Consider the following 23,020-nt stretch of genomic DNA (forward strand, 5'->3'; position numbering starts at 1 on the left):
AATTTAATCTTAATCTTACTTTATTTATCTCTAATTTACTTGAAATTATTTTTTATGTAAAATCAATGCCCCCTAAAACATAAAATTAAATAAAAAGCACTACTAACATTTTTTAGTTTGTTAGTAGTGCTTTGATTTTATACATTCAAAATAATTTTTATATTTTCTTTTGCATTTTCATTGCAAGTGTAAAATATTTTATTGAATCATTTATCTCTTTAGTTTTATGATACATATTTGCCATATCTATATACCTATTATATAAATCTTTTTTAGTTCCAAACTTTACAAGGGAATCTAAGGATAAATTCATATATAGTTCAGCCTCTCTGTATCTGTCTTGATTTTGAAGCAATTTTCCTTTTAAATAGTATGCCTTTTCAATTAATTCTATATTATTTGTTTCTATTGAAATATTTAATGCTTTATCTGCAAATTTTTCTGAAAGGTCTATTTTATTATTTCTTTTAAGTAATGTTGCACCCTTTACATATAACCTTCCAACTTTATAAGTATTATCATTTGGTAGCATTTCCATAGCTTCATTTATTTCCTTTAAAGCTTTCTCTTCTTCACCTATAATAAAATATGCACCTGCAAAATCTATTTTTGATTCTATAACTCTTATATTATCATCTAGGAATTCATAGGATTTTATTAAATTTTCCTCTTCTATATCCTTATTAAGTATTCCAATAATAGAACTTGCATAATATATTTTACCTTTAATTTCTCTTGAATCTAAATTTTCTGCTGCTTCCTTTGCTGCCTTTAAGCATTTTTCAGCTTCACAATATTCTCCACATTTTAAAAGACACATACCTTCTCTATAAAGTATATAAGAATAAAGCTCTTTATCTAAATCATCATCTTTAATTAATATTTCTAAAACCCTATTATAGTATGATCTAGCTTCACTATATTCCTTATTTATATAGAAATAATTTGCCATATCTTTAAAATATATTATTGTTGCTTTATTTGAATTATTTCTTCTATATAAATCATAATACTTAGGAACTATATCTAATATTTCATCAAACCTATTTTCATTTAAGTAATAATTAAATAACTTATGAATTAATTTAAATGCTAATTTATAATACTCATAATGAGTAGCATATTCTAAATTTAAAAGTATATAGTCTTCCCTATCTTTTTCTGAAATATCTTCATTTTCTAAAAGCTTTATATTATCTATAATTTGCTCATAAACATCCTTTGCTATATATTCGTAATCTAATTGGAGAATGTCTGCCACATATCTTAAAATTTCTTCATCTGCCTTTACTTTTCCATTTTCAATACAACTCATTTTAGATATGGATATTTTTTCTCCACATAATTCTTTTAGTGTAATTCCTTTATATATTCTAGCTCTTTTTATTTTTTCTCCAGTTGAATATATCTCCATTTTAACCTCCCATTTAATTATTTAGTATCCCAGTCTTTTTGAAAATACTAACCCCTTCGTTTAAGTACTTATTAGCTTGTTCGCTATTTTTATTATCTATATAAAATTTACCTAGCATAATTGAAATTTCTCCAGCTTTTTGAAGCATGTTCTTTTCCTTTGCATATCTATAGCTATCTATTAATATACTCTCTGCTTCTATCTTTCTTTCATTTATTATATACATTGTGTACTTTATTAAACTACACTCTATTCTTTCTTCTACATCTTCCTCAGTAATTTTCTCTGAAATTTCATCTAAGACCTTTTGGCATTTGTCTAAATCCTTTATTTTTAAATAATTGCCGCATATATTTATTAAAGTTTTAATTAATTTACCATCATTGTTTTGGATTTTTATATCCTTTGCAAATTCATAATGCTTAAAGGATTCATCTATATTTTCAAAATTATAAAATAATTTTCCAAGTTCATTTTCTATAGTATATATATTATCAAGGCTTTCCATTTCCTTATATAATTTTAAGCTTTTTTTAGAATATGTTATTGCCTTTTCTAAATTTCCATTTTTGTTATGTTCTTCTGATAAAAGCAATAAATTTTTAGCATATTCCTCTTTATTGTGTATTTTTTCAAATTGTTCATTTGCTAGAGATGCATATTCTGTAGATTTACTTAAATTATCCATTTCAAAATATGTTTTTGATAAGTAAAAATAAATCTCCCCTAAAAGATAATCATTGCAAATGTCATTGTCCATAAATACTTTTTCTGCTTGTTTTAAATGACTATTTGCAGAGTAATATGATTTAAGCTTTAATGTTATTTTTGCAAGATTTAAAAAAGTTTTTATAATATCCTCAAAATTATTATTTTTAATAAAAATTATATTTGCTGATAAAAAACACTGCTCAGCTAAAATTAATTTGCCTTCTCCAACATTTATCTTTCCTCTTAAATAAAGTATTTTAGCTTTTTTGTTTTCAAGATTGTATTCCTCTGCATAATTTAAAGCATCTTCTATATATTTTTCTGCAATAGTATAGCCTTCATCTAATATGTGTGCCTCTGCTATTTGTTCATAATAAGTACACATTTTTTCTGCCTGACTTTCTTCAGACTCCATTAAATATTCTACTGTTGTATTTAAATTTTCTGCTAAATATTCTAATAAATCCATTGATGGATTTGATCTTCCTGATTCAACTAAACTTATTTGTCCTGGCGTTATTCTGTCTTTAGCTAAATCCTTTAATGTCATGTTAAGTTCTTTTCTTTTTCTTTTTATCTTTTCTCCTAAAGATAGAATTTTCATAATAATCTCTTCCCTTTACGTTCTTATTTTATTTACTAATTATTAATTTTATTTACATTTTGTATAAATTTAGATTCATTATAACATGCTTCTATGAATATATACAATATTCTTGTTAAAGTTTGTTTGTTTTTTTAACACTAAAATTTAATTTAAATTAAAAATAAATTTATATCTAGGAAAAATAAAAAAGCACTCACATTTTTGTAAGTGCTTTTTTAGATTATTTCATCATTGACATCATATTTTCTACTGTGTCACTAGCTACATTTGCTAATTTTCTTCCTGCTCTTCTCATTGTTCTCTTAGTTCTTCTATCTAGCTGTGGTAACATAGCCATTCCTACTGCAGTACCTATTAAAGCACCTGCAGCCATTCCTTTAATTAATTTACCCATAAATAACACCTCTTTAAGCAAAAAATTATTTTTGATGCTATTTTTATAGTATGTAATTTAATTATTTTTAAACTAAGAAATTTTTGGATTCTCTTATCTTATACCTAAAGCTTCCTTTGCTAAAGAATCCACCATGTCATTAAACTTATCTCCACTATGTCCTTTGACCTTTTTAAAGCTTATTTTTATATCCTTCATCTTTTCTTGCATAAATTTATTGTAATTTGAAGTAATTTCATTATTTCTTTTCCAAGTTCCAAGTGCCCAAGATTCTATTCCTTGATAATCAAATACTATAGTTACCTTTTCATATCCCTTTTCTATAGCATATTCTACTGCTTTCATAGCTCCAAGAACCTCACCAGATACATTTCTAAGTGGCACTGCCTTTTCATCAAAGCCAATTCCTTTATCTTCATAAATAACTTCTCCGTTTTCTATTGCTACAAGTCCATAGGAGAAATTCTTTTTTTCTAAAGAAAAACTTCCATCTACATAAATAGTTAAACCTTCATCTGCCAAAAAGCTTTCAGATGTTTTTTCATTTAATTTTGTAGAAACTTTACTATTATTAGTTTTACCATCTAAATTTAAAAGAATAAATTCCTTTGCTTCATCCATAGTTTTAAAACTTTTATATATAGCTCCCTTACATCCTATAACTTCTTTTTTACATTCTTCCCAAGAATTTAAGATTTTAGGAACTCCTGATTTCCCTTTAAATACTGAATAAAATTTTGCCATATAATTCTCCTTATAAATTATAATGTTGATAATTGTTCTACAATATTATAAACTTTCTCCACATTTCTTGCACCTGTAAAGTTAGTAACATATTCAAGTCCTGTTTTTAGAACTAAAATTAATTCATTTTTACCTGACCAATTTTCAACTATTACTTTTAAAGGAACATCCTTTGCTATTCTATCTAATGCAAAAAATAATACTGCTAAGTCATCTATTTGACCAATAAATGGAATATTACTTGGTATCATATCTGTTGGACAAATTATATATGCTACAGATGCTGATACTGTAAGCTTTGTTTTTATAGGAACTCTTTCATCTTTTAATAGTCTAAAAATAAGTGCTACTAAATCTGGAACTAAAAATAAATAATCTGAATATTTTTTTGCATTATCAGGTAATTTTTTTTCTATTTTTTCTTTAGTATTCTCTCTTCCCTTAGCATAATAATCATTACGTTTCTTTGAATCTTTAATTGCTTCTTCAAATTCTTTTTCTTCAGCTTTTTCTTCTTCATCCTCTTCAGCCTTTTGAACTTCAATACAATTTTCATCTAAAGGATTATTTGTAGATTCTTTTTCTTCCTTATTACATACATTGTGATTTTCTTCAGAATCATTAGAATCATTAACTTTAGCTTCTTCTGCTTCAGGTTTCTTTTCCATTATTGTTTTTATATCAGAAATACTTACATTAACATTTTGAACATCTGCAAAAATTAAATCATCTTTTATATATACTTCTTCAATTGATAACTTTACAAAAGGTACTTTTTCTAGAATCTTGTCCATATTAATTGTTAATTCATCTTTTGTTGCTTCTATTCCAATATCCCCTGCTTTACTTAACCCAAACTTTAAAGCTAAACTTCTAAAAATTCTAAATATACCTAATTTATATAACTTTAATTTAGAAAATCTTCCAATAATCTTCCCATCTATAACACTTATATCATCTATTGTTGCCTCAAATTTTATTTTTAATCCTTTAGTAAAACTTCCTTTCACTAAAATACAATTATCTATTACTACTTCATCTAAAATTAAGCCTTTTACATGAACAAAATCATTTACAATAGTTAAAATATCATTTCCAGTAAGATTTACGCAAACCTTTGATATATTCATAAAATTTATCCTCCCATTTACTTTATTCTCTTTATTTTACCCTTTTATAAGAATAATGTAAATTATATATACTTGGATAAATTTAGTCTATTTAAAATACTGGAATAACTGCTCCATTATATTTGTCATTTATAAAATTTTTAACTTCATCTGAAGTTAAAACTTCTGTTAAATCTTTAATTTTTTGACTTTCTTTATCCTTTTCTTTTACTGCTATAACATTTGCATAAGATTCTGCTGCTTTTGAATTTTTATCTTCCTTTATTAAGGCATCTTTTTTAACTGAAAAACCTGCATCTATTGCATAATTACCATTTATAACTGCTCCATCTACATCATCTAATGTTCTTGGAATTGCAGCTGCTTCCACTTCTTTAAATTTAATATTTTTCTTATTTTCTGTTATATCCTTTGGTGTTACAAGTTCCCCCTCTTTAACTTTTATAATTCCATTTACCTCTAAAAGTTTAAGTGCTCTAGCCTCATTTGATGGATCATTTGGAATTACAATAGTTGCTCCATTTTTTATTTTAGAAATATCTTTAATACTTTTTGAATATAAACCTAATGGCTCTAAGTGAATTCTTTTTGTATAAGTTAATCCTAAATTTTCTTTTTTGTTTTGTTCATTTAAGTATGGAATATGTTGAAAATAATTTGCATCTAAGCTGCCTTCTGATAATGCTTTATTTGGTGTAACATAATCAGTAAATTCTTTAATGTTTACCTTATAACCTTTTTCCTCAAGTTTAGGTTTTATTTGTTCTACTATCTCTTTGTGAGGTACTGGACTAACCCCTATTGTTATTGTTTTATCATTATTTTTAGAATTGCCCCCGCATCCTACTAGTCCTAATGATAATGCCCCTATTAAAATTGATGATATTAATAATTTCTTTTTCATATTTAAAATCCCCCTTTTTATTTTAAAAGCCTCTTATATAAATAATTTCCTAAAGTTTGTATAGCTTGAACTATAACTATTAATAATATTACTGTTACTATCATATATTCTGTTTGATATCTATGATATCCATATCTTATAGCAACATCCCCAAGTCCTCCTCCAGCTATTGCCCCAGCCATAGCTGAATATCCAATTACACTTATAAGTGTTAAAGTAAGTCCTGATACCATAGATGGTATAGCCTCTTTAAACATTACCTTAAATATTATTTGACTATCCTTTGCCCCAAAGGATTTTGCAGCTTCAATAATTCCCTTATCAACTTCTCTTAATGAACTTTCTACTATTCTTGCAATAAATGGTGCTGTTGCTATAGTTAATGGAATTATCATAGCTTCTTTTCCAATAGTTGTACCTATTATTAATTTACTAAGTGGAAAAACTGCAACCATTAATATTACAAAAGGAAAACTTCTTAAAATATTTACTATAAAATCTAATGAATTATATATTTTTTTATTCTTTTTTAATCCATCTTCTGCTGTTAGCGTAAGTATTATAGCTAATATAAATCCAATGATCATTGCAAAAAATGTGGATAATAAAACCATATAGGCTGTTTCCCCTGTAGCTTTTAATATTTCTTTAATCATCTATAATACCTCCCATTTAACATTTTTACTTTTTAAATATTCTAATATCTTTTCTTCATTCTCTTCATAAACATTTATAACTAAACTTCCAAGAACATCATCTCTAAACTTTTCTAATTTGCCCCAAACTATAGAAAAGTCTATATTAAGTTCTCTTGCCATTTTTGTTATTAAGGCATTTTCAGAAAAATCTTTTGGAAAAAATATTTTTATGTTTTTCCCAAAGTTAGGTAAGCTCTCTATATCCTCTTCTCCTAAAAATTTCTTAAGAGATACCTCTGGTTTTAAAAATAATTCAGCTGCTTTTCCCTGTGCCTTTATAACACCATCTTCTAAAAGTGTTATTTTCTCGCAAACTTCCTTTACCACCTCCATTTGATGAGTAACTATAACTATAGTTATTCTAAGTTCTTTATTTATTTTTAAAAGTAATGATAATATCTCTTTAGTTGTTCTAGGATCTAATGCTGAGGTTGCTTCATCACAAAGTAATATTTTAGGCTCTAAAGCTAAAGCCCTTGCTATTGCTACTCTTTGCTTTTGACCACCACTAAGTTCTGAGGGATTACTTTTCTCTTTATCTTCAAGAGATACAAGCTTTAATAACTTTAAAACCCTCTCTCTTATTTTCTCCTTACTTAATCCCCAAACTTCTAAAGGTAGTGCAATATTCTCATAAACATTTTTTCTATTTAGTAAATTAAAACTTTGAAAAATCATTCCAAGATTTTTTCTAAGATCCCTTATTTCATTTTTATTTAAATCTTTTATCTCCTTTCCCATAACATTTATAGAACCACTATCATAACTTTCTAAACCATTTATACATCTAAGTAATGTAGATTTCCCTGCCCCACTATGTCCAATTATTCCATATATCTCCCCTTCTTTTATTTCTAATGTTACATCCTTTAATACTTTAGAATTTCCAAAATTCTTTGTTACATTTTTTACTTTTATCATTATTATTTAAGCCCCCTTTTTTAGAAAAATAAAAAAATGCACTAGAGAATAAATCTCTAGTGCATATAAATCACCCTATTAACCTATTCCCTCATCTATCAGTAAAACTCTTTACTGCAGGATTTAGCACCACAGGAAACAATGTAATTAAAACATAACAAATAAACTCTTTATAAAAAAAGAATTTATTAGAACATTTGTTATTGTTCCTAGGTTGCCGGGCTTCATAGGGCCAGTCCCTCCACCACTCTTGATAAGAAACCTAATATTTATTTTTAACATTTAGTTAATAATATAATATTTTACAGCAAAATTGTCAAGAATTTTTCAAGAAAATTTTACAAAACCTTTTTAAATTGAAGAAATTTCTCATTTTGTTCTCTAATATTTATTAAATATATTTTATTATACCTTTAATATAATTTCTATAAAATCCATTTAAAAGATCTCAGTTTCCTCATCTATATTAATAATTTCACCATCTATATTATTTTCTAAAAAATCTAATATCTTTTCTTTAGTTGAATGTGCTATTTTAACATCTCCACATACTGCTGAAATACCAATTACCATAAGTTTATGATTATCCTGCTTATCCACTTCTCCAACTGAAATATTAAATTTATTTTTTAATCTTTGAGTAATACTTTTAACTATCATTCTCTTTTCTTTTAATGACTTTACCCAAGAATTTCTTATTGTTATTTTCATAAGTAAGATGTCCATACAAGCTATCCTCCAAGTTTATAATTAATTTTATACTCTTATAATAATATATATTTTAGCTAAAAAAAATTGTTTACCTAATAATTTCACAAAAAATAATTAAGTTATTCATTAATGATATTATTTATAAATAAACTAATTAATATGTTATATTTATGGATATATTAATAACAAAATAAAAGTCTTAGTAATAAATTACTAAGACTTTTATAAAAAATTTTTAATTGTATGTTTATATTTTATTATGCTAAAGCAATTACTTCTATTTCAACTGGTGCATCTAGTGGTAATTTAGCTATTTGCACACAGCTTCTTGCAGGTGGTTCACCTTCAAAGAAAGTTGCATAAACTTCATTAACTGCAGCAAAGTCATTTAAATCCTTTACAAATACTGTAGTCTTTATAACCTTATCCATGCTTGATCCTGCTTCTTCAAGTATTCCTTTAATGTTTGTTAAACTTTGTTTTGTAGCAGCCTTTATTTCTGTTACTAATTCTTTTGTTTCTGGGTTTAGTGGAATTTGACCTGATGTATAAATCATATCTCCTACCTTAACACCTTGAGAATATGGTCCTATTGCTTGAGGTGCATTATTTGTTTTAATTATTGTTTTATTCATAAAATTCCCTCCTTTGTTTTCTATACTTCTATTATAGAAAATTTTTCATAAAAAGTCTAAATATTTTAAATATTTCATTTTTACTGTTTTTAATATTTTTCCCAAAATGTTATAATACAAATATGAGTATATCAAAAAGAGGTGTTGTTTATGCATTTAGATAATATTAAAGCTGCAAGGGAAAACATTAAAGATGTAGTAGTAAAAACTCCTTTATTACATAGTAAATTTTTTTCCAAGGCAAGTAACAATAATGTTTATATGAAATGTGAGAATTTACAATTAACTGGAGCATACAAACTAAGAGGTGCTCTTAATAAAATGATGACTTTAACAAATGATGAAAAGGCTAAAGGAGTTGTTTGTTCATCTGCTGGTAATCACGCACAAGGAGTTGCTTATGCTGCTAACTTAATGGGAATTAATGCAACAATAGTAATGCCAACTACCACTCCATATTTAAAAGTTCAATCAACAAAAGAATTAGGTGGAAACGTAATCTTACATGGTAACGTTTATGATGATGCCTATAATTATGCAAAGAAAATTGAAGAAGAAAAAGGGGCAACATTTATACATCCTTTTAACGATATTAATGTTATTTATGGTCAAGGAACTATTGCCCTTGAAATATTTGAAGATTTAAAAAATGTTGATGCAATAGTCTGCCCAATTGGAGGCGGTGGATTAATTAGTGGTATTTCATTAGCTGCTAAAGAAATTAATCCAGATATAAAAATAATAGGTGTTCAAGCTTCTGGTGCAAATGCAATGGAAAAAAGCTTTCATTGTGGAGAATTATCTTACCTTCAATCTGTTTGCACAATAGCTGATGGAATAGCTGTAAAATGTCCAGGAGAGCTTACATTCTCAATAATACAAAAACATGTTGATGAAATTGTAACTGTAACAGATAATGAAATCGTTGACGCTTTCCTAGCACTTAGTGAAAAGCAAAAACTTGTAGCTGAAGCTTCCGGTGTAGCATCTTTAGCTGCTTTATCAAAATTAAACTTTGAAGGTAAAAATGTTGTTTCTGTAATAAGTGGTGGTAATATTGATATGCTAACAATAACTGCACTTATTAATAGTGGTTTAGTATCTAGAGGAAGACTTTTCTGTTTCACTTTAGAACTTCCAAATATTCCAGGAGAACTTAATAGAATAACTGAAATACTTGGAGAAGTTAATGCTAATGTAGTTAAACTTGAACACAATCAATTTAAGGCAGTTAATAAGTATAGAAATACTTTACTTGAAGTAACTGTTGAAACAAATGGATATGAACACATTGAAAGAATAAAAGATAGATTTAAAAACGAAGGATATTTAATAAAACAATTATATTAAAAAATAAAGCTATATCTTATTGTTTAAACAATAAGATATAGCTCATATAACTTAGTTATTAACCTTTTTACCTACTACTTTGTCAAAATCTTCAAATGTTCTTTTGCTTAAATCAATTTTTTTATCTTTTGAATATTTATAAGCAAATACTTGAAAGAATATAGTCATTTCAATAAATTTAAGTTCATCTTTTCCTATAAAATTAATATCTATATCTCCACTTGGACCAACTATATAAGCATTATCAATCTTACTTTTTAAGAAATTAAATAAAGTATTAATTTTTTCATTTTCTATTGTTCCAGAATTTATTCCAAAAACAATAAATCTATTATTTAATGAATTTTGAGGACCATGCATATATTCTTCAAGTTCATAAAAGCTAGTGAAACACCTTACAGTTTCTATTATTTTCAAATGTGCTTCATGTGCTGTGCCATAATTTGCTCCTGTTCCACATACTATAACACCATCACAATCAATCATATTATTTATATTTTCTTCATACCAATATTCACTTTTATTAATTATATTTTTCATATTTGATATTATAGAATATATATTTTCAACATATTCTTCATATTTTAAATTATCAATTATATTTTTTCCTTTAGCTAATTCTAAAGTAATAGCTATTATTGAAATTAATGTACAAATATATCCCTTTGTTTTATATGGAACTATTTCTTCTCCACAATTCATATCTATTGATATATTAGCGAATTTAGATATACTACTATTTTTATTAGATGTCAACGAAACTATACTTGATGTTATTTCTTTTATTTTTTCAATAGCATTATAAGTTAATTTACTTTCTCCACTTTGAGATATAAATATGTATAAAGCTTTTTCATTTATCTTTTTTTCAAAATTTAAAAGTAAATATGGGTATATACAACTAACTTTAGTATCTAACATATTTTCCATAAAATATTTTGTAGTTAAGGCTGCATTATAAGAAGATCCTGATCCTACAAAAACTATTTCATCATAATCATTTTCATTAAATAATTTAACAATTTCTTTATATTCTAAAATTCTATTATCCATTAATTCTTTAGAAAACTTATTTGTTTCGACTATATAATCATACATATTCATTTTAATTTCCTCCTACTGTTAAAGAATTCCTACAACTTTGCCTAAAATACCTAAAATAATCATTAATAATAATAATAAATTTACTTTTGTACCCTTTTTTAATGATTTAAAACAGAACAATGTTAATAATAATGGTAATACACCTGGTAATATTTGATTAAATATATTTTGTAATTCTAATTTAGTTTCACCAATTACCAATACAAATGGAGTTGAAAACTTAACCATTGAGAATGTCATTCCTCCCACTACCATTAATCCAACTATAGTAGCCATTTTTGAAATTTTATCCATTATTCCATTTTCATAAGCTGATTCCAATATTTTAGTTCCAAATCCAAATCCTAATTGAACACCAAAATATCTAACTAGCAAATGTGGAATATTAAATAATATCAAGAATAATATTGCTCCTAATATACTTCCTTGTTGAGCAAACTGTATACCTACTCCAGCTGCAATTACTCTAAATGTTCCCCAAAAGAATGAATCTCCTATGCCAGCTAAGGGTCCCATAAGACCTACTTTAATACCATTTATTGAGCTATCATCAACACCACCTTTTTCTGCATTTTTCTTTTCCATTGCAGATGCAATTCCCATAATGAAAGGTGAAACTTGTGGTGTAGTATTGAAAAAGCCCATATGCCTTGTTAAAGCTTTTGCTCTTTCTTCTTTAGTTTTATAAAATTTCTTTATTACAGGTATCATTGAATATGCAAATCCTAATGCTTGCATCTTTTCGTAATTAAAACTACATTCTAAAGTAAATGATCTTAATAAAACCTTATTCATTAATTTTTTATCTTCTTTTGAAATATTATTTTTAATCATCAAATAATGCCTCCTTATCTTCATTAGAATCCTGTGAAATTGATTTATTTCCTGAACTTGCATCAATAACAAACTCTAATATTACTGCAACAACTATTCCTAAACAAGCTATACCCATTATAGGTAAATTAAAATATGCAGCTAGTAAAAATCCAAAATAATAAAATATGGCTAATCTTTTTGAATACATAACTTTTAAAAGTAATCCAAAACCAACAGCTGGTAATAAACCTGATGCTATTTTCATTCCTTCTAATATAGATTTTGGAATGCTATCTACAAAAGCTTTCATTGCATCTGAACCTATTAAAATTGATATAAAAGCAATAGTAAACATTACAACTAACATAATGATATAGCATATCCAATGAATTCTCTCCATTCCTTTAATATCACCATCTTCAGCATATTCCATAACTTTTGGCATAAAACTTGATCTCAATACATTTACACCTATTTTAGCTGCTTGTGATAGCATAGCAATTGGAAGAGCTAGTGCTAATGCAATTTCAGCACCACTTCCTGTTAAAATTGCAAATGCAGTTCCCAAAACACTTCCAGTTACTGTATCTGGTGGAGTAGCAGCTCCTATTGTTATTACTCCCATAAATACAAGTTCTAATGTTGCTCCCATTATTATTCCTGCTCTTAGATCACCTAGTGCTAAACCAACTAATGGAGCTAATACTATTGGTCTATTAATCATAATTCCACCAAAAAAGTAATCTAAATATCCTATTACATTAATAAGTCCAATTAAAATTGCATCTTTCATAAAATATAACCTCCTTACAATTTTTATAATTTAAATATTATTATTTTAATAACTCATAAATATATTTTTTTGTATCTGTTGGTACTTGTCTTATTTCTACTTCACAACCTATTTCTGTCATCTTATTTAAATTTTCAATATCAGAGTCATCAACATAAACAGCTCTAGTTAACATATCCTTACCATCTGATTTTCTCATTCCACCAACATTTATTTTTCTTATTAATTCACTACCTTCTGCAAGTCTTAAAGCATCTTTTGTGTTCTTTACAACAACAAATATTGAAATATTCTCAGTTTTTGGGTTATGTATAAGTTTTATTGCATCATCTATTGTTCTAATTGCAAGCTTAACATCTGGTGGTACTGCCATTTTTAATGACATTTTTATTATTTGATCATTAACCACTTCATCATTCGCAACTATTATTGCATCAACACCTAAACTATTTGTCCATGCAAATGCAACTTGTCCATGTAATAGCCTATCATCAATCCTAACTAGTTTTACCATATTTCATCATCCTCTCTATCTTTTAATAATTTTTTATTTACTAATTTAATTCCCTCTTTAGCCCTATCTATAGCTTTTTCTAATGCTATATCTATATCTTCTTCCTTGTCATTTATAAGTAGAGTCTCTATTAATAACCCTAAATTAATTCCTGATATTATTCTAGCGTTTGAATACATTACTAATCTTAAACAAGCATTATAAACGCTACCTCCAAGTATATCTGCTAATATTAAAAACTCCTCATTTAAATTGTTTTTTACCAACTTTTCTATTTCATTTGCAATAAAATCTGGACTTTCACTTGGATATAGAGAAAAAGTTTTAATTTTAATACTATCTCCCATTATCATTTCTGCTGAATTTTTAATCCCTTTAGAAAAATCTCCATGGGATATTATAATTATGTTTTTCATATTCATACCTCCTACACTATTATTTAAAAGCAAAAAGCATGCCAAAATCTCTGTCGAAGATTTTAGCATGCTTTTTATATTATATAAAATCATCTATAAATAGCTAAGTAATTGCTATCATATCTAATATAATCAAATATATATCCTAATTCCGATTCAACTATATCGACACTAAATGTCTTTTCAATCACTGTAAGACATTTCTTAATTCTCTTTAATGTAGTTTTATCGACACTACTAAGTTCATTTATATCTCTATAAGTTTCTATTTCTTCTCCTATTACAAGTCTTTCAATCATACAACTTAAATGTATATATAATCCTATAATTGTATTATTGTTTAATTTCACTCCAATATTAGACTGCAATTCAGAAATAGAAGCTTCAATATAATCAATTAATTTATTAGCATTTAAAATAGTAAGTTGATGTATTATATTCTCTAGAGAAAATCTCTTGACTATTTTTCTATTAAATTCATCCATATCTTCATATCCAACTACATTACTTAAATATGTCCTTAAATCTTTAATAGCCTCACCAGAAACTATTTTTTCTATTGGTATAAATTTAATTCCATCTATTTGTGGGTTCTTTGTTCCTATAATTAATTCAACATCATATCCTTTTATATATTTATTTTCTTCCTTTTCAATACTTAAAATTCTAAAATCCACTGATTTAACTTCAATATCTGAACTACTTGGAAGACTTTCTTTAATAAGTTTTGCAAAATTTACAGCAGTTCCTATACCTGTTTGACATGTTGTTATTATTGCTTTTTTCTTTTTCTTTGGAGTTATTATTTTATAAGTTGTAACTATGCTTTCACTAGTTTCCTTTAATATATCTTCCATACTTTTCTTTTGTATAATCTTTAATCCTATATCTAAAGCAAGTTTTGTTGTTATATTATTAATTATTCCTACAGTTTTATTTTCAATTATGTCTAAACCACTATAAATTTCTTCTAAACTTCCCATATCAACTAAAAGAATTACATTTTCATATCTTACCATTTTTTGAAGATACAACTTTAATTTATTAATCACATTTATAGTTGTTGATCCTATAGGCATATCTATAGATTCGAAGACATATTTACCTATCATTTTATTAGTTGCATCTGCTATACTTGTAGCTGTTGCATATCCATGACTAATTATTACACCTAATATTTTTTCATTATCACTTTTACTATTTAATAAAATTATATTGTGAATAATTATTATTTTATCTATATCCAATAATACATAATCTAAATTTTCCTTAATACCTTTAGACATCTCTTCTACTAGCAAGTATTCCTTTTGATAATTTATTTGAAAATAATTTAATATATTTTTATAACATTTTGAATCTAATTTTGAATCTAAAGATATGTAATTTCTTATTTTATTAACTTCAATTATATATTTTATTAAGGATTTCAAAAGATTATTAATTACTCTAATATGTCTTCTTTCAAACATATAATCAAATAATTCTTCTAATATATTAAATATAACTTCATTTTTGTCATTTATAAAAAAATGATCTTTTTTATAAAGTAAATGATCATAATAATTATATATTAATCTATTATTCACTTCTAAGATTTCTTCTACTTCTTTCTTTCCCTCTAATATTTTTATACAGTTATCTATAACAACCTTATGTAATTCATTTAATTCATTTCCACTATGTAAACAATTCATATCCACATCTATATTATTCACATCTATATAATTATCTTCTTCATAATCAGCATTTACACTTATATTAATATTATTCATTTCTATAAATGCATTATTAGGAAGATTATGTATTTTTATTGGTATATATTCTTCTTTTATTGATAATGTATATGCATTTGCACAAGCATATTTTATAATATTTTTAAGTTCACCAACATTTCCTTTAAATTTACTCTTTTCTAATACTGTTAAAGCACCTTTAGTAATTTTTATATCTTTATTAATTCTGTTAGATTCTTTCTGAAGAAAACTTAAAATCATATTATATTTTTCTTTTTCTGTTCTTTTATCTAAAGATGGAATTACTATATTAATTGGTATTCTCCTTAGAAATGTTTTAAGTAACACTTTTTCTATATCTTCAGTTGTAGCAAATATAAATCTAACATTTACATTCCTCCAATTATCATTTTCACCCAATCTTCTATAGTTCCCTTTATCCATAAGTAAAAATAATTTTTCTTGGCTTTCTGGTTTTAAACAATGTACTTCATCCAAAAAAAGTATTCCTTCATCTGCTTCCTCAACTAAACCAGTTTTACTAGTTTCAGCTCCAGTAAAAGCTCCTTTTGAATATCCAAATAAATTAGCTCCTAAAAGTTCCGGATTATCTGAAAATTCAGCACAATTTAATACTATAAACGGAGCATTTTCTTTAAGTATTCCAACATCTTTACAATATTTATACATTAATTCTGCTAAAAAACTTTTACCACTACCTGTTGGACCTGTTAATAAAACTGGTAGTCCACCATTTGGATAATTTGCAGCCATCTTTATTTGATCAATAGCTCCTCTTAAGCTTTCATTACATCCAATAACATTAGAAAATACATCTTTTTCCTTTTTTTCATCAACAACTAATCTTTCCAAATTTTCCAAACTGTCCAATATATTCTCCTTAATTTCAATATCATGTTTTTCCTCAAATATTTTTTTATGCAAAAATATAACTGGTCTAGTATTAATTTTTATAAGAATATTCTTTTTAAAAAATTCATTAAGATATTGACTTACAGTATTTCTAGATAAATCAAATTTATCAGCTATAAATGTTGTAGTTATATTTTTATAATCATTATCATCAGTTCTACACTTTATATATTCTAATATTAAATTTTTACTCATAATACCCTCCCTTATAAATAAATTCTTTTATATATTTAAGTAAATTAAATATATAAAAGAATTTATTGATTGTAAAGCTTTAACACAATTATTTTACTATAAATAAAACTCTACTATCTTTTATTCTAAAAGATAGTAGAGTTTTAAATTTAATTTTTTTCACTTATACATCTTAATCCACAAGTTTCAAGTTTGTCTTTTATATCTCTTTTATCAAAAGGATTATGAAGCATAGCTTTTATAAATAATTGAGGATATTCAGTTTTTAAATGCCTCATATATCTACCCCATATCTTTCCTAGTTGTTCATAAGAATCATTAATATCCTTCTCTATATGAGCCTTCTCGTCACAGCATTCACAGATTATATTATAATATCTATCATCAAACTCCTCTAAAAGATGAAATAATGATATAAGTAAATCTGAAAAAACTTCATGTTCCAATAAAATTGGATTTCCTATAAATGAAATTATCATATCCTTCTTACTTTCAAGAATATTTATAACCTTATCTAAATCTATTTTAGAAATATCAACAGAAAATTTATGTTCATCTATAACTCTTTCTAACTCTTTAAAATCATCTTTTCCCCATTCTTTATTAACTATAGCAACCTTTGTAATATTTTCAATATCCCTATCACCCTTTGAAAATTCCTCTAAAAGATCAGTTCCAAACTCTGAGAAAAATACTCCTTTAATCATATTTAGCTTTTCCATCTTATGAGATTTTTCACGGTCTTCTAATAATTTTTCAATTACAAATGCAGTGAAAAAAACTTCCATAGGAATAAATGCAATGTCAGCAAATAAAAAAATTAAAGTATGATGTAAATCCTTAAAAATTAAGAAATGTACATAATGAAGAAAAAGTGATAATGCTATAAGCCCTATTCCAATAAATATAGTTTCTCTCTTATGTTTATTATTCATAATAATTTTTCTCCTTGTATAATTTATGCTAAATTTTATGTCTATTTTTATTTATTATACAAAATTTTTCTATTAAAATCATTATATTTTATAAGACTCTTACTGAATTGCACTATATAAATAACAATGTGCTTTATCATATTTCCTATATTCACTTGGAATATTTTATATATCGTTAAATCTTTTATCCTTAATTTTTGTTATATAAGCTGCTCCTAAAAATAATGCTAGTGAATATAATAAAATTATTATTATATTTCTATATAAGCTACCTATAGACATACCATCTTGAAGAGAGAATATCATATCCATTGCCCATCTAGTTGGAAGTAACTTTGAAATTTTATCTAATGCACTTGGAAATATATAAACTGGAACAAAACATCCTCCAAGCATTACTAAAATCATTATTAAAATATTACTTAATATACTTACCTCTTGATCTGTTTTACTTACAGATATACAAAATGTTCCTAAAGAAACTGCAAATATACTAATTAATAAAAGTACAAAAAATAACTGTATATAACTCATTCCAAAATTTACATTTGTAAATAAATATACTCCAATTAAAGTTAATATTATTTGTAATACTATTGATATTAAACTAGCCAAAACATTTCCAAGGTAATATTCATAAGTTTTTATAGGTGCTGTAAATATTCTTGTATAAACTCTGCATTTCTTATCATCCATTATTTTACCTGCTCCAAATAATGCTCTAAAGAACATAAACATTACTAAAAATCCTACAAACATTCCTGAAATATTATAATCTTTACTATCACTTCTTAAAGTACCCTTATCTATTTTTATAGTATTTTTGCTATACTCTTTTAAAAGAATATTATATTTTTTAATATTTCCATTACTTATCTTGCCTAAATCCCTTATGTTATTTAAATCAAGCTCAATAATTGATTTAATAGATTTATAAATGGAATCTCCTTCTTTTCCTATTATTTCAATATTATTTTTTTCTTTACCATTAATTATATCTTTTTGAAATCCACTCTTTATTATTACTCCACACTCTATCTTTTTTTCCTGTATACTTCCTTTTATATCATTTTCTTCTATGTTTAACACTTTAAAGTTATCTTGACTTTTAAGACTATTTACTATAATATCAGCTGATTTACTCTTATCTAAATTAGAAACTCCAATTAGAATTTCTTCTGAATGTCTTGCCATTAAAGGAGTAAGTCCAACTAAAATAAGTACAGGAACTATTATGATTCCAAGAAAATATATTGGCTTTTTTAAAATCATTATTTTTAAATTATTTTTAACCATAACTAAAATATTTCTCATATCCTACAATCCTTTCTTTTTCCACTTATAATCATAATTCCTGCCATTAATAAAATAATTATTGCTCCACCAAAGTAAGCTTTCATAAGTAACATATTTTCACCTTTAAATATACTTTGCATTATTCCTCTATTTAACCATCTTATTGGAGAAATATTAGTTACAATTTGAAATAATCCCCCAACATCATCAGGAAAAGCAATATAACTTCCTCCAAGGAATGATAAAATTGGAAATACTGCTGCTTGAAGAACTCCTAATACTTTTTCTTCACTATTACATAAACTTGCAATAACTGTACCTATACTTATACTTGCAAGGGCAAATATTTGTATTCCTCCATAACATAGTAATGGGTAACTTCCCCAGTTTGTCTTTAATATATAATTTGAAAATAAGAAACTTGGAAGAGTTATAATAAAGGATAAAATGAAATATCCAATTGTTCCTCCAAAGTAATATTTAAAATCTGATATACCAAGTAATTTCATTCTTTCTTTAACTTCTATTCTTTTATCTTCAAAATATCTACTCATTGGAAATAACATTAAATAAAGTAACATAAGAGTAAGTTCTGCAATTGCATAATAATCAAAAGATGTTGGTGCTTCCTCTTTTTTAATAATATTTATACTTATTCCTCCATCTTTAACTTCTCCTTTTCTTAATATATTAGCTCCCTCTATTTTATTTGTTTCTATTAAAAGATTTGCTGTTTCTCCTCTTTTGATTATGCCAGTAAGCAAAGATTTAATATATGAATAATAAAAATCTCTTCCATTTTGAACAAATATATTAATCTTGTCCTTATTTATTTCTAGAAAAATTTCATCTTTCTTTCTAACTTCATTTTTACCTTCTTCTACTGATGATATTTGTTTTAAAGAAAGATTAATATCACCTTTACCACTAACCTTATGAAAGGTCTTTAAAAGACTTTCCCCATCTTTTCCTATATTATTAACATAATAGATAACCTTTCCATTCATAGGATTATTATCTTCAAAATCTTTTCCAAGAATTCCACCTAATAAAATAGTTAAAAATATAGGAAAAAGCATTGAAAATATGAGATATTTTGGACTTCTTAAAACTAAAAGTATGGTACTTTTAATAGCTGCTTTCATAATTTTAATCCCCCTAATTTAAAATTTTATTTAGTCCCTTAAACTTCTTCCTGTAAGAGTTAAAAATACTGTTTCTAACGTTACTTCTTTATATCCAATATCTAAAATATTTGCTCCAAAATAATTTACCTTATCAATAATTCTACCTAAATTATTAATGTCCTTACTTGATGATATACTTATTTTATTTTCTAGTATAATTACATCTTTAACTCCTGAAATTTTCTTAAATTCATTAATTTCTATAAGGCTTCCATTATCAACTAATAAATTAAGATCCTTTGTATCACTTACAAGATTTTTAAGCTTTTCTTTACTACCTGATGCAATTACTTTCCCATGATCTATTATTGCAATTTCATCACAAAGAATTTCTGCCTCTTCCATATAGTGAGTTGTATATATTATTGTAGTTCCATTTTTATTAAGTTTTTTTACAGACTCTAAAATATGATTTCTAGACTGTGGATCTATTCCAACTGTAGGTTCATCCATTATAATTATTTCTGGGTTATGAACTAATGCACAGGCTATATTAAGTCTTCTAAGCATTCCTCCTGAGAAATCTTTAGCTAACTTTTTCCTCACCTCTAAAAGTCCTGTAAATTCTAATGCTTTTTCTATATTTTCTTTTAATTCTCTTCCCTTTAATCCATAAATCTCTCCAAAAAACTTCAAATTTTCTTCTGCTGTAAAGGTTAAATAAAGAGCTACTTCTTGAGGCACAAGTCCTACCTTTTTATTTTCACCCTTCATACTTTTTGTAACATCAATATTATTTATTTTTATAGTTCCTGAATTTGCTCTTAAAAGTCCACAAATAATATTTATAATTGTACTTTTTCCTGCACCATTTGGTCCTAAAATACCGTATATTCTTCCTTTTTCTATTTTAAGAGATACATTATCCACTGCTAAAAATTCCCCATACATCTTTACTAAATCTTTAATTTCTATAGCATACATATTAAAAACCTCCAAACTATTTTCTTTTCTATAGTTTAATTATATAAAAATAACCTTCTCTTTTAATCTAGAGAAGGTCACATTTTTAATATGACTTTTGTCATATTGATTTCAAATATTTAATTGCTATTTGTGTTCTGTGAGAAAGTCCTGTTTTTTGAAGTATTGATGTTATATAATTTTTAACAGTCCCTTCTGAAATATATAAACTTTTGCTAATTTCCTTATTACTTGCTCCTTTTGATATTTCCTTAATTATTTCAATTTCTCTCTCTGTAAAAATTGATAAATCAAACTCTTCCTTTTTTTTATATTCAATATTAGATGATAATTTTGAAAGAACTTCCTCTTGAATAACTGAATTTCCCTCATAAACCATGCTAATGGCATTTATTATTTTATCTGGGGGAGTATTTTTAAGTAAATATCCTTTAGCACCATAAGATATTGCACTTTTTATGTATTCATCCTCATCAAAAGTAGTTAATATTATAACCTTAGTTTTACTTTTTTCATTTATTTCTTTTGTTGCTAAAACTCCATTCATAACTGGCATCCTAACATCTAATAGTGCAATATCAACATCATTTTTAAGTACATACTCTAAGGTTTCCCTACCATTTGGAAAGGCTTCTAAAACTTCTATATTTTTATTAGCTCCTAATATTATTTTTAAACTTTCCCTTATTAAATTATCATCTTCTCCAATGACCACTTTTATTGCCATTTAATTATTCCCCCTTATTTATAAAATATCATAATTACAGAAAATCCATCTCTTCCATCTACTATTAAATTTCCTCCAAGTTTTAATATAGATTCCTCTAATTTTGTTAAACCATACCCCTTAATTATCTTTTTATTTCCTATTCCATCATCTTTAAAAGTAACCTTTACTAATTTATTTAAAACTTCAATGTTAATATATATGTTTTCACAATTACTATATTTAATGCTATTTGTAGATAGCTCTTTTATTCCATCATAAATAACTGCCCATTCCTTTGGTGAAATAGTTTCTATATTACCAACATTTGTTACTAAATACTCAATTTTTAAACTTTTAAGCTTTTCTTCTAATAATAATTTTATTTTATTTATACCAATTTCTTCACTTTTAGGGGATATATCATGTATTGTTTTTCTTATATCCTCCATGCCATTTCTTAAATTTTCTGCAGTTTCTTTTAGCATTTCTTCCCCTTTTACTCTATCACTTTTAAGTACAATTTGAGCAGCCTCTAATCTCATAAGAGATGCTGCAATTACATGTCCAACATTATCATGCATTCTCCTTGAAAGCTCATTTCTCTCCTCTAGCTTAACAGAATATATACTTTGTTTATAAAAATCTCCTTCATTTTTTATTCTTTCTTTTAATCTATTATTTTTCTTTATATTTTTATCCAAAAGACTTTCTAAATCTTTAATTTTTTTATTATTTGTATATGATAAATATGTAAAAAATAATGCCAAAACATTTGTATAAATATAAAAGCCTATAAAATTCTTTTGGTAATTTGCCATAATGAAAAATACTACTAAAATAATGGTAGGAATTAATATTTTTACTTTTTTTATAACCTCTTCAATTAATATTATAGTTAAAAATACACTTGAAATTTCCATACCACTAACATAAAATATTAGATTCCAAATAATTAAAAAAACAAATACTATTCCCTTATATTTATCTTTTATTATTCCTTGCATAAGAGATAAAATTAAAGACACTATAGTATAAACAGAAATACTAAAAATATCTTTGCTATCTTTTATAGTAAAACCTACAATTCCAATTAAAACTACTATTCTAAATATCAAATTATAACTTTTCATTTCAAACCCATTCATAATACACCTAATAAAACCTTTACCTATTTTACATTATTATACTATAAAAAGAGACTACCTAAAAAGTTTTACCTTTTAAGTAGTCTCTTATTATCTAT

23 protein-coding genes and 1 riboswitch are annotated in these 23,020 nt (G+C 25.5%); of the genes, 1 reads left to right on the plus strand and 22 read right to left on the minus strand.

Features of this window, described 5'->3' with window-relative positions:
* Positions 1-157: 157 nt before the first annotated feature.
* The 10 genes from J2S18_RS02505 to J2S18_RS02550 all read right to left on the minus strand — a co-directional run bounded on the left by J2S18_RS02505 (position 158) and on the right by J2S18_RS02550 (position 8,869).
* Positions 158-1,414: a helix-turn-helix domain-containing protein gene (locus tag J2S18_RS02505; protein ID WP_307482818.1), complete on the minus strand. Its 1,257-nt coding sequence runs from the start codon at positions 1,412-1,414 to the stop codon at positions 158-160.
* Between the two features lie 13 nt (positions 1,415-1,427).
* The gene (locus J2S18_RS02510; protein WP_307482821.1) at positions 1,428-2,729 is read right to left on the minus strand and encodes a helix-turn-helix domain-containing protein; all 1,302 of its coding nucleotides are present in this window, start codon (positions 2,727-2,729) and stop codon (positions 1,428-1,430) included.
* 223 nt (positions 2,730-2,952) lie between these two features.
* On the minus strand, positions 2,953-3,126 hold the full coding sequence (locus tag J2S18_RS02515) for a YtxH domain-containing protein (protein ID WP_307482824.1): 174 nt from the start codon (positions 3,124-3,126) through the stop codon (positions 2,953-2,955).
* Between the two features lie 93 nt (positions 3,127-3,219).
* On the minus strand, positions 3,220-3,870 hold the full coding sequence (locus tag J2S18_RS02520; protein ID WP_307482827.1) for a ribonuclease H1 domain-containing protein: 651 nt from the start codon (positions 3,868-3,870) through the stop codon (positions 3,220-3,222).
* A gap of 17 nt (positions 3,871-3,887) precedes the next feature.
* Entirely contained in the window at positions 3,888-5,000 is a 1,113-nt protein-coding gene (locus tag J2S18_RS02525) for a YkvA family protein (RefSeq protein WP_307482830.1), read from the minus strand.
* Positions 5,001-5,091: 91 nt separating this feature from the next.
* Positions 5,092-5,904 (minus strand): MetQ/NlpA family ABC transporter substrate-binding protein, encoded by an 813-nt coding sequence (locus J2S18_RS02530; RefSeq protein ID WP_307482832.1) that lies wholly within the window; start codon positions 5,902-5,904, stop codon positions 5,092-5,094.
* Between the two features lie 17 nt (positions 5,905-5,921).
* Positions 5,922-6,560 carry a methionine ABC transporter permease gene (locus J2S18_RS02535; protein WP_307482834.1) on the minus strand — a complete coding sequence of 213 codons (639 nt, stop codon included), beginning with the start codon at positions 6,558-6,560 and terminating at the stop codon, positions 5,922-5,924.
* A complete protein-coding gene (locus J2S18_RS02540; protein WP_307482835.1) occupies positions 6,561-7,523 on the minus strand; it encodes a methionine ABC transporter ATP-binding protein in 963 nt (320 codons plus the stop codon).
* Positions 7,524-7,611: 88 nt separating this feature from the next.
* Positions 7,612-7,783: riboswitch (SAM riboswitch) on the minus strand.
* A 178-nt stretch (positions 7,784-7,961) separates the two neighbouring features.
* On the minus strand, positions 7,962-8,249 hold the full coding sequence (locus J2S18_RS02545; protein WP_307482836.1) for a DUF503 domain-containing protein: 288 nt from the start codon (positions 8,247-8,249) through the stop codon (positions 7,962-7,964).
* 242 nt (positions 8,250-8,491) lie between these two features.
* The gene (locus J2S18_RS02550; RefSeq protein ID WP_307482837.1) at positions 8,492-8,869 is read right to left on the minus strand and encodes a RidA family protein; all 378 of its coding nucleotides are present in this window, start codon (positions 8,867-8,869) and stop codon (positions 8,492-8,494) included.
* 150 nt (positions 8,870-9,019) lie between these two features.
* Here J2S18_RS02550 and ilvA point away from each other — a divergent pair, with 150 nt between their 5' ends.
* Entirely contained in the window at positions 9,020-10,219 is a 1,200-nt protein-coding gene (gene ilvA, locus J2S18_RS02555; protein ID WP_307482841.1) for a threonine ammonia-lyase, read from the plus strand.
* Positions 10,220-10,270: 51 nt separating this feature from the next.
* Here the strand turns inward: ilvA and J2S18_RS02560 are convergent, their stop codons facing one another.
* The 12 genes from J2S18_RS02560 to J2S18_RS02615 form a co-directional block, all read right to left on the minus strand.
* A complete protein-coding gene (locus J2S18_RS02560; RefSeq protein ID WP_307482843.1) occupies positions 10,271-11,323 on the minus strand; it encodes an SIS domain-containing protein in 1,053 nt (350 codons plus the stop codon).
* Positions 11,324-11,341: 18 nt separating this feature from the next.
* Positions 11,342-12,157 carry a PTS system mannose/fructose/sorbose family transporter subunit IID gene (locus tag J2S18_RS02565; RefSeq protein WP_307482845.1) on the minus strand — a complete coding sequence of 272 codons (816 nt, stop codon included), beginning with the start codon at positions 12,155-12,157 and terminating at the stop codon, positions 11,342-11,344.
* Complete coding sequence (locus J2S18_RS02570; protein WP_307482847.1) at positions 12,150-12,932, minus strand: PTS mannose/fructose/sorbose/N-acetylgalactosamine transporter subunit IIC; 783 nt, start codon at positions 12,930-12,932, stop codon at positions 12,150-12,152. Before J2S18_RS02570 ends, J2S18_RS02565 begins: the two co-directional genes overlap by 8 nt.
* Before the next feature lie 40 nt (positions 12,933-12,972).
* Positions 12,973-13,446, minus strand: a complete 474-nt coding sequence (locus tag J2S18_RS02575; protein WP_307482849.1) for a PTS sugar transporter subunit IIB — start codon at positions 13,444-13,446, stop codon at positions 12,973-12,975.
* Complete coding sequence (locus tag J2S18_RS02580; protein WP_307482851.1) at positions 13,440-13,862, minus strand: PTS sugar transporter subunit IIA; 423 nt, start codon at positions 13,860-13,862, stop codon at positions 13,440-13,442. Before J2S18_RS02580 ends, J2S18_RS02575 begins: the two co-directional genes overlap by 7 nt.
* 89 nt (positions 13,863-13,951) lie before the next feature.
* The gene (locus tag J2S18_RS02585; protein WP_307482852.1) at positions 13,952-16,726 is read right to left on the minus strand and encodes a sigma 54-interacting transcriptional regulator; all 2,775 of its coding nucleotides are present in this window, start codon (positions 16,724-16,726) and stop codon (positions 13,952-13,954) included.
* A 149-nt stretch (positions 16,727-16,875) separates the two neighbouring features.
* Positions 16,876-17,661, minus strand: a complete 786-nt coding sequence (locus tag J2S18_RS02590; RefSeq protein WP_307482853.1) for an MJ1433 family protein — start codon at positions 17,659-17,661, stop codon at positions 16,876-16,878.
* 165 nt (positions 17,662-17,826) lie between these two features.
* Complete coding sequence (locus J2S18_RS02595; RefSeq protein WP_307482854.1) at positions 17,827-18,975, minus strand: ABC transporter permease; 1,149 nt, start codon at positions 18,973-18,975, stop codon at positions 17,827-17,829.
* Entirely contained in the window at positions 18,972-20,102 is a 1,131-nt protein-coding gene (locus tag J2S18_RS02600; protein ID WP_307482855.1) for an ABC transporter permease, read from the minus strand. Before J2S18_RS02600 ends, J2S18_RS02595 begins: the two co-directional genes overlap by 4 nt.
* Positions 20,103-20,132: 30 nt before the next feature.
* The gene (locus J2S18_RS02605) at positions 20,133-21,068 is read right to left on the minus strand and encodes an ABC transporter ATP-binding protein (RefSeq protein WP_307482856.1); all 936 of its coding nucleotides are present in this window, start codon (positions 21,066-21,068) and stop codon (positions 20,133-20,135) included.
* A 100-nt stretch (positions 21,069-21,168) separates the two neighbouring features.
* Positions 21,169-21,795, minus strand: coding sequence for a response regulator transcription factor (locus tag J2S18_RS02610; RefSeq protein WP_307482857.1), 627 nt, complete (start codon positions 21,793-21,795; stop codon positions 21,169-21,171).
* 14 nt (positions 21,796-21,809) lie between these two features.
* Positions 21,810-22,922: a sensor histidine kinase gene (locus tag J2S18_RS02615; protein WP_307482858.1), complete on the minus strand. Its 1,113-nt coding sequence runs from the start codon at positions 22,920-22,922 to the stop codon at positions 21,810-21,812.
* Positions 22,923-23,020: the final 98 nt, after the last annotated feature.

It is taken from the genome of Eubacterium multiforme (assembly GCF_030813415.1).
Taxonomy (GTDB): Bacteria; Bacillota; Clostridia; order Clostridiales; family Clostridiaceae; genus Clostridium; species Clostridium multiforme.

Excerpts from the sequence above, each read along its gene's own strand:
- J2S18_RS02580 (WP_307482851.1), bottom strand. The coding sequence starts at position 13,862 with ATGAAAAACATAATTATAATATCCCATGGAGATTTTTCTAAAGGGATT.
- J2S18_RS02565 (WP_307482845.1), bottom strand. The coding sequence starts at position 12,157 with ATGATTAAAAATAATATTTCAAAAGAAGATAAAAAATTAATGAATAAG.
- J2S18_RS02520 (WP_307482827.1), bottom strand. The coding sequence starts at position 3,870 with ATGGCAAAATTTTATTCAGTATTTAAAGGGAAATCAGGAGTTCCTAAA.
- ilvA (WP_307482841.1), top strand. The coding sequence starts at position 9,020 with ATGCATTTAGATAATATTAAAGCTGCAAGGGAAAACATTAAAGATGTA.
- J2S18_RS02560 (WP_307482843.1), bottom strand. The coding sequence starts at position 11,323 with ATGAATATGTATGATTATATAGTCGAAACAAATAAGTTTTCTAAAGAA.
- J2S18_RS02550 (WP_307482837.1), bottom strand. The coding sequence starts at position 8,869 with ATGAATAAAACAATAATTAAAACAAATAATGCACCTCAAGCAATAGGA.
- J2S18_RS02525 (WP_307482830.1), bottom strand. The coding sequence starts at position 5,000 with ATGAATATATCAAAGGTTTGCGTAAATCTTACTGGAAATGATATTTTA.
- J2S18_RS02540 (WP_307482835.1), bottom strand. The coding sequence starts at position 7,523 with ATGATAAAAGTAAAAAATGTAACAAAGAATTTTGGAAATTCTAAAGTA.
- J2S18_RS02610 (WP_307482857.1), bottom strand. The coding sequence starts at position 21,795 with ATGGCAATAAAAGTGGTCATTGGAGAAGATGATAATTTAATAAGGGAA.
- J2S18_RS02595 (WP_307482854.1), bottom strand. The coding sequence starts at position 18,975 with ATGAGAAATATTTTAGTTATGGTTAAAAATAATTTAAAAATAATGATT.
- J2S18_RS02570 (WP_307482847.1), bottom strand. The coding sequence starts at position 12,932 with ATGAAAGATGCAATTTTAATTGGACTTATTAATGTAATAGGATATTTA.
- J2S18_RS02515 (WP_307482824.1), bottom strand. The coding sequence starts at position 3,126 with ATGGGTAAATTAATTAAAGGAATGGCTGCAGGTGCTTTAATAGGTACT.
- J2S18_RS02530 (WP_307482832.1), bottom strand. The coding sequence starts at position 5,904 with ATGAAAAAGAAATTATTAATATCATCAATTTTAATAGGGGCATTATCA.
- J2S18_RS02505 (WP_307482818.1), bottom strand. The coding sequence starts at position 1,414 with ATGGAGATATATTCAACTGGAGAAAAAATAAAAAGAGCTAGAATATAT.
- J2S18_RS02585 (WP_307482852.1), bottom strand. The coding sequence starts at position 16,726 with ATGAGTAAAAATTTAATATTAGAATATATAAAGTGTAGAACTGATGAT.
- J2S18_RS02605 (WP_307482856.1), bottom strand. The coding sequence starts at position 21,068 with ATGTATGCTATAGAAATTAAAGATTTAGTAAAGATGTATGGGGAATTT.
- J2S18_RS02575 (WP_307482849.1), bottom strand. The coding sequence starts at position 13,446 with ATGGTAAAACTAGTTAGGATTGATGATAGGCTATTACATGGACAAGTT.
- J2S18_RS02545 (WP_307482836.1), bottom strand. The coding sequence starts at position 8,249 with ATGGACATCTTACTTATGAAAATAACAATAAGAAATTCTTGGGTAAAG.
- J2S18_RS02535 (WP_307482834.1), bottom strand. The coding sequence starts at position 6,560 with ATGATTAAAGAAATATTAAAAGCTACAGGGGAAACAGCCTATATGGTT.
- J2S18_RS02600 (WP_307482855.1), bottom strand. The coding sequence starts at position 20,102 with ATGAAAGCAGCTATTAAAAGTACCATACTTTTAGTTTTAAGAAGTCCA.
- J2S18_RS02615 (WP_307482858.1), bottom strand. The coding sequence starts at position 22,922 with ATGAATGGGTTTGAAATGAAAAGTTATAATTTGATATTTAGAATAGTA.
- J2S18_RS02590 (WP_307482853.1), bottom strand. The coding sequence starts at position 17,661 with ATGAATAATAAACATAAGAGAGAAACTATATTTATTGGAATAGGGCTT.
- J2S18_RS02510 (WP_307482821.1), bottom strand. The coding sequence starts at position 2,729 with ATGAAAATTCTATCTTTAGGAGAAAAGATAAAAAGAAAAAGAAAAGAA.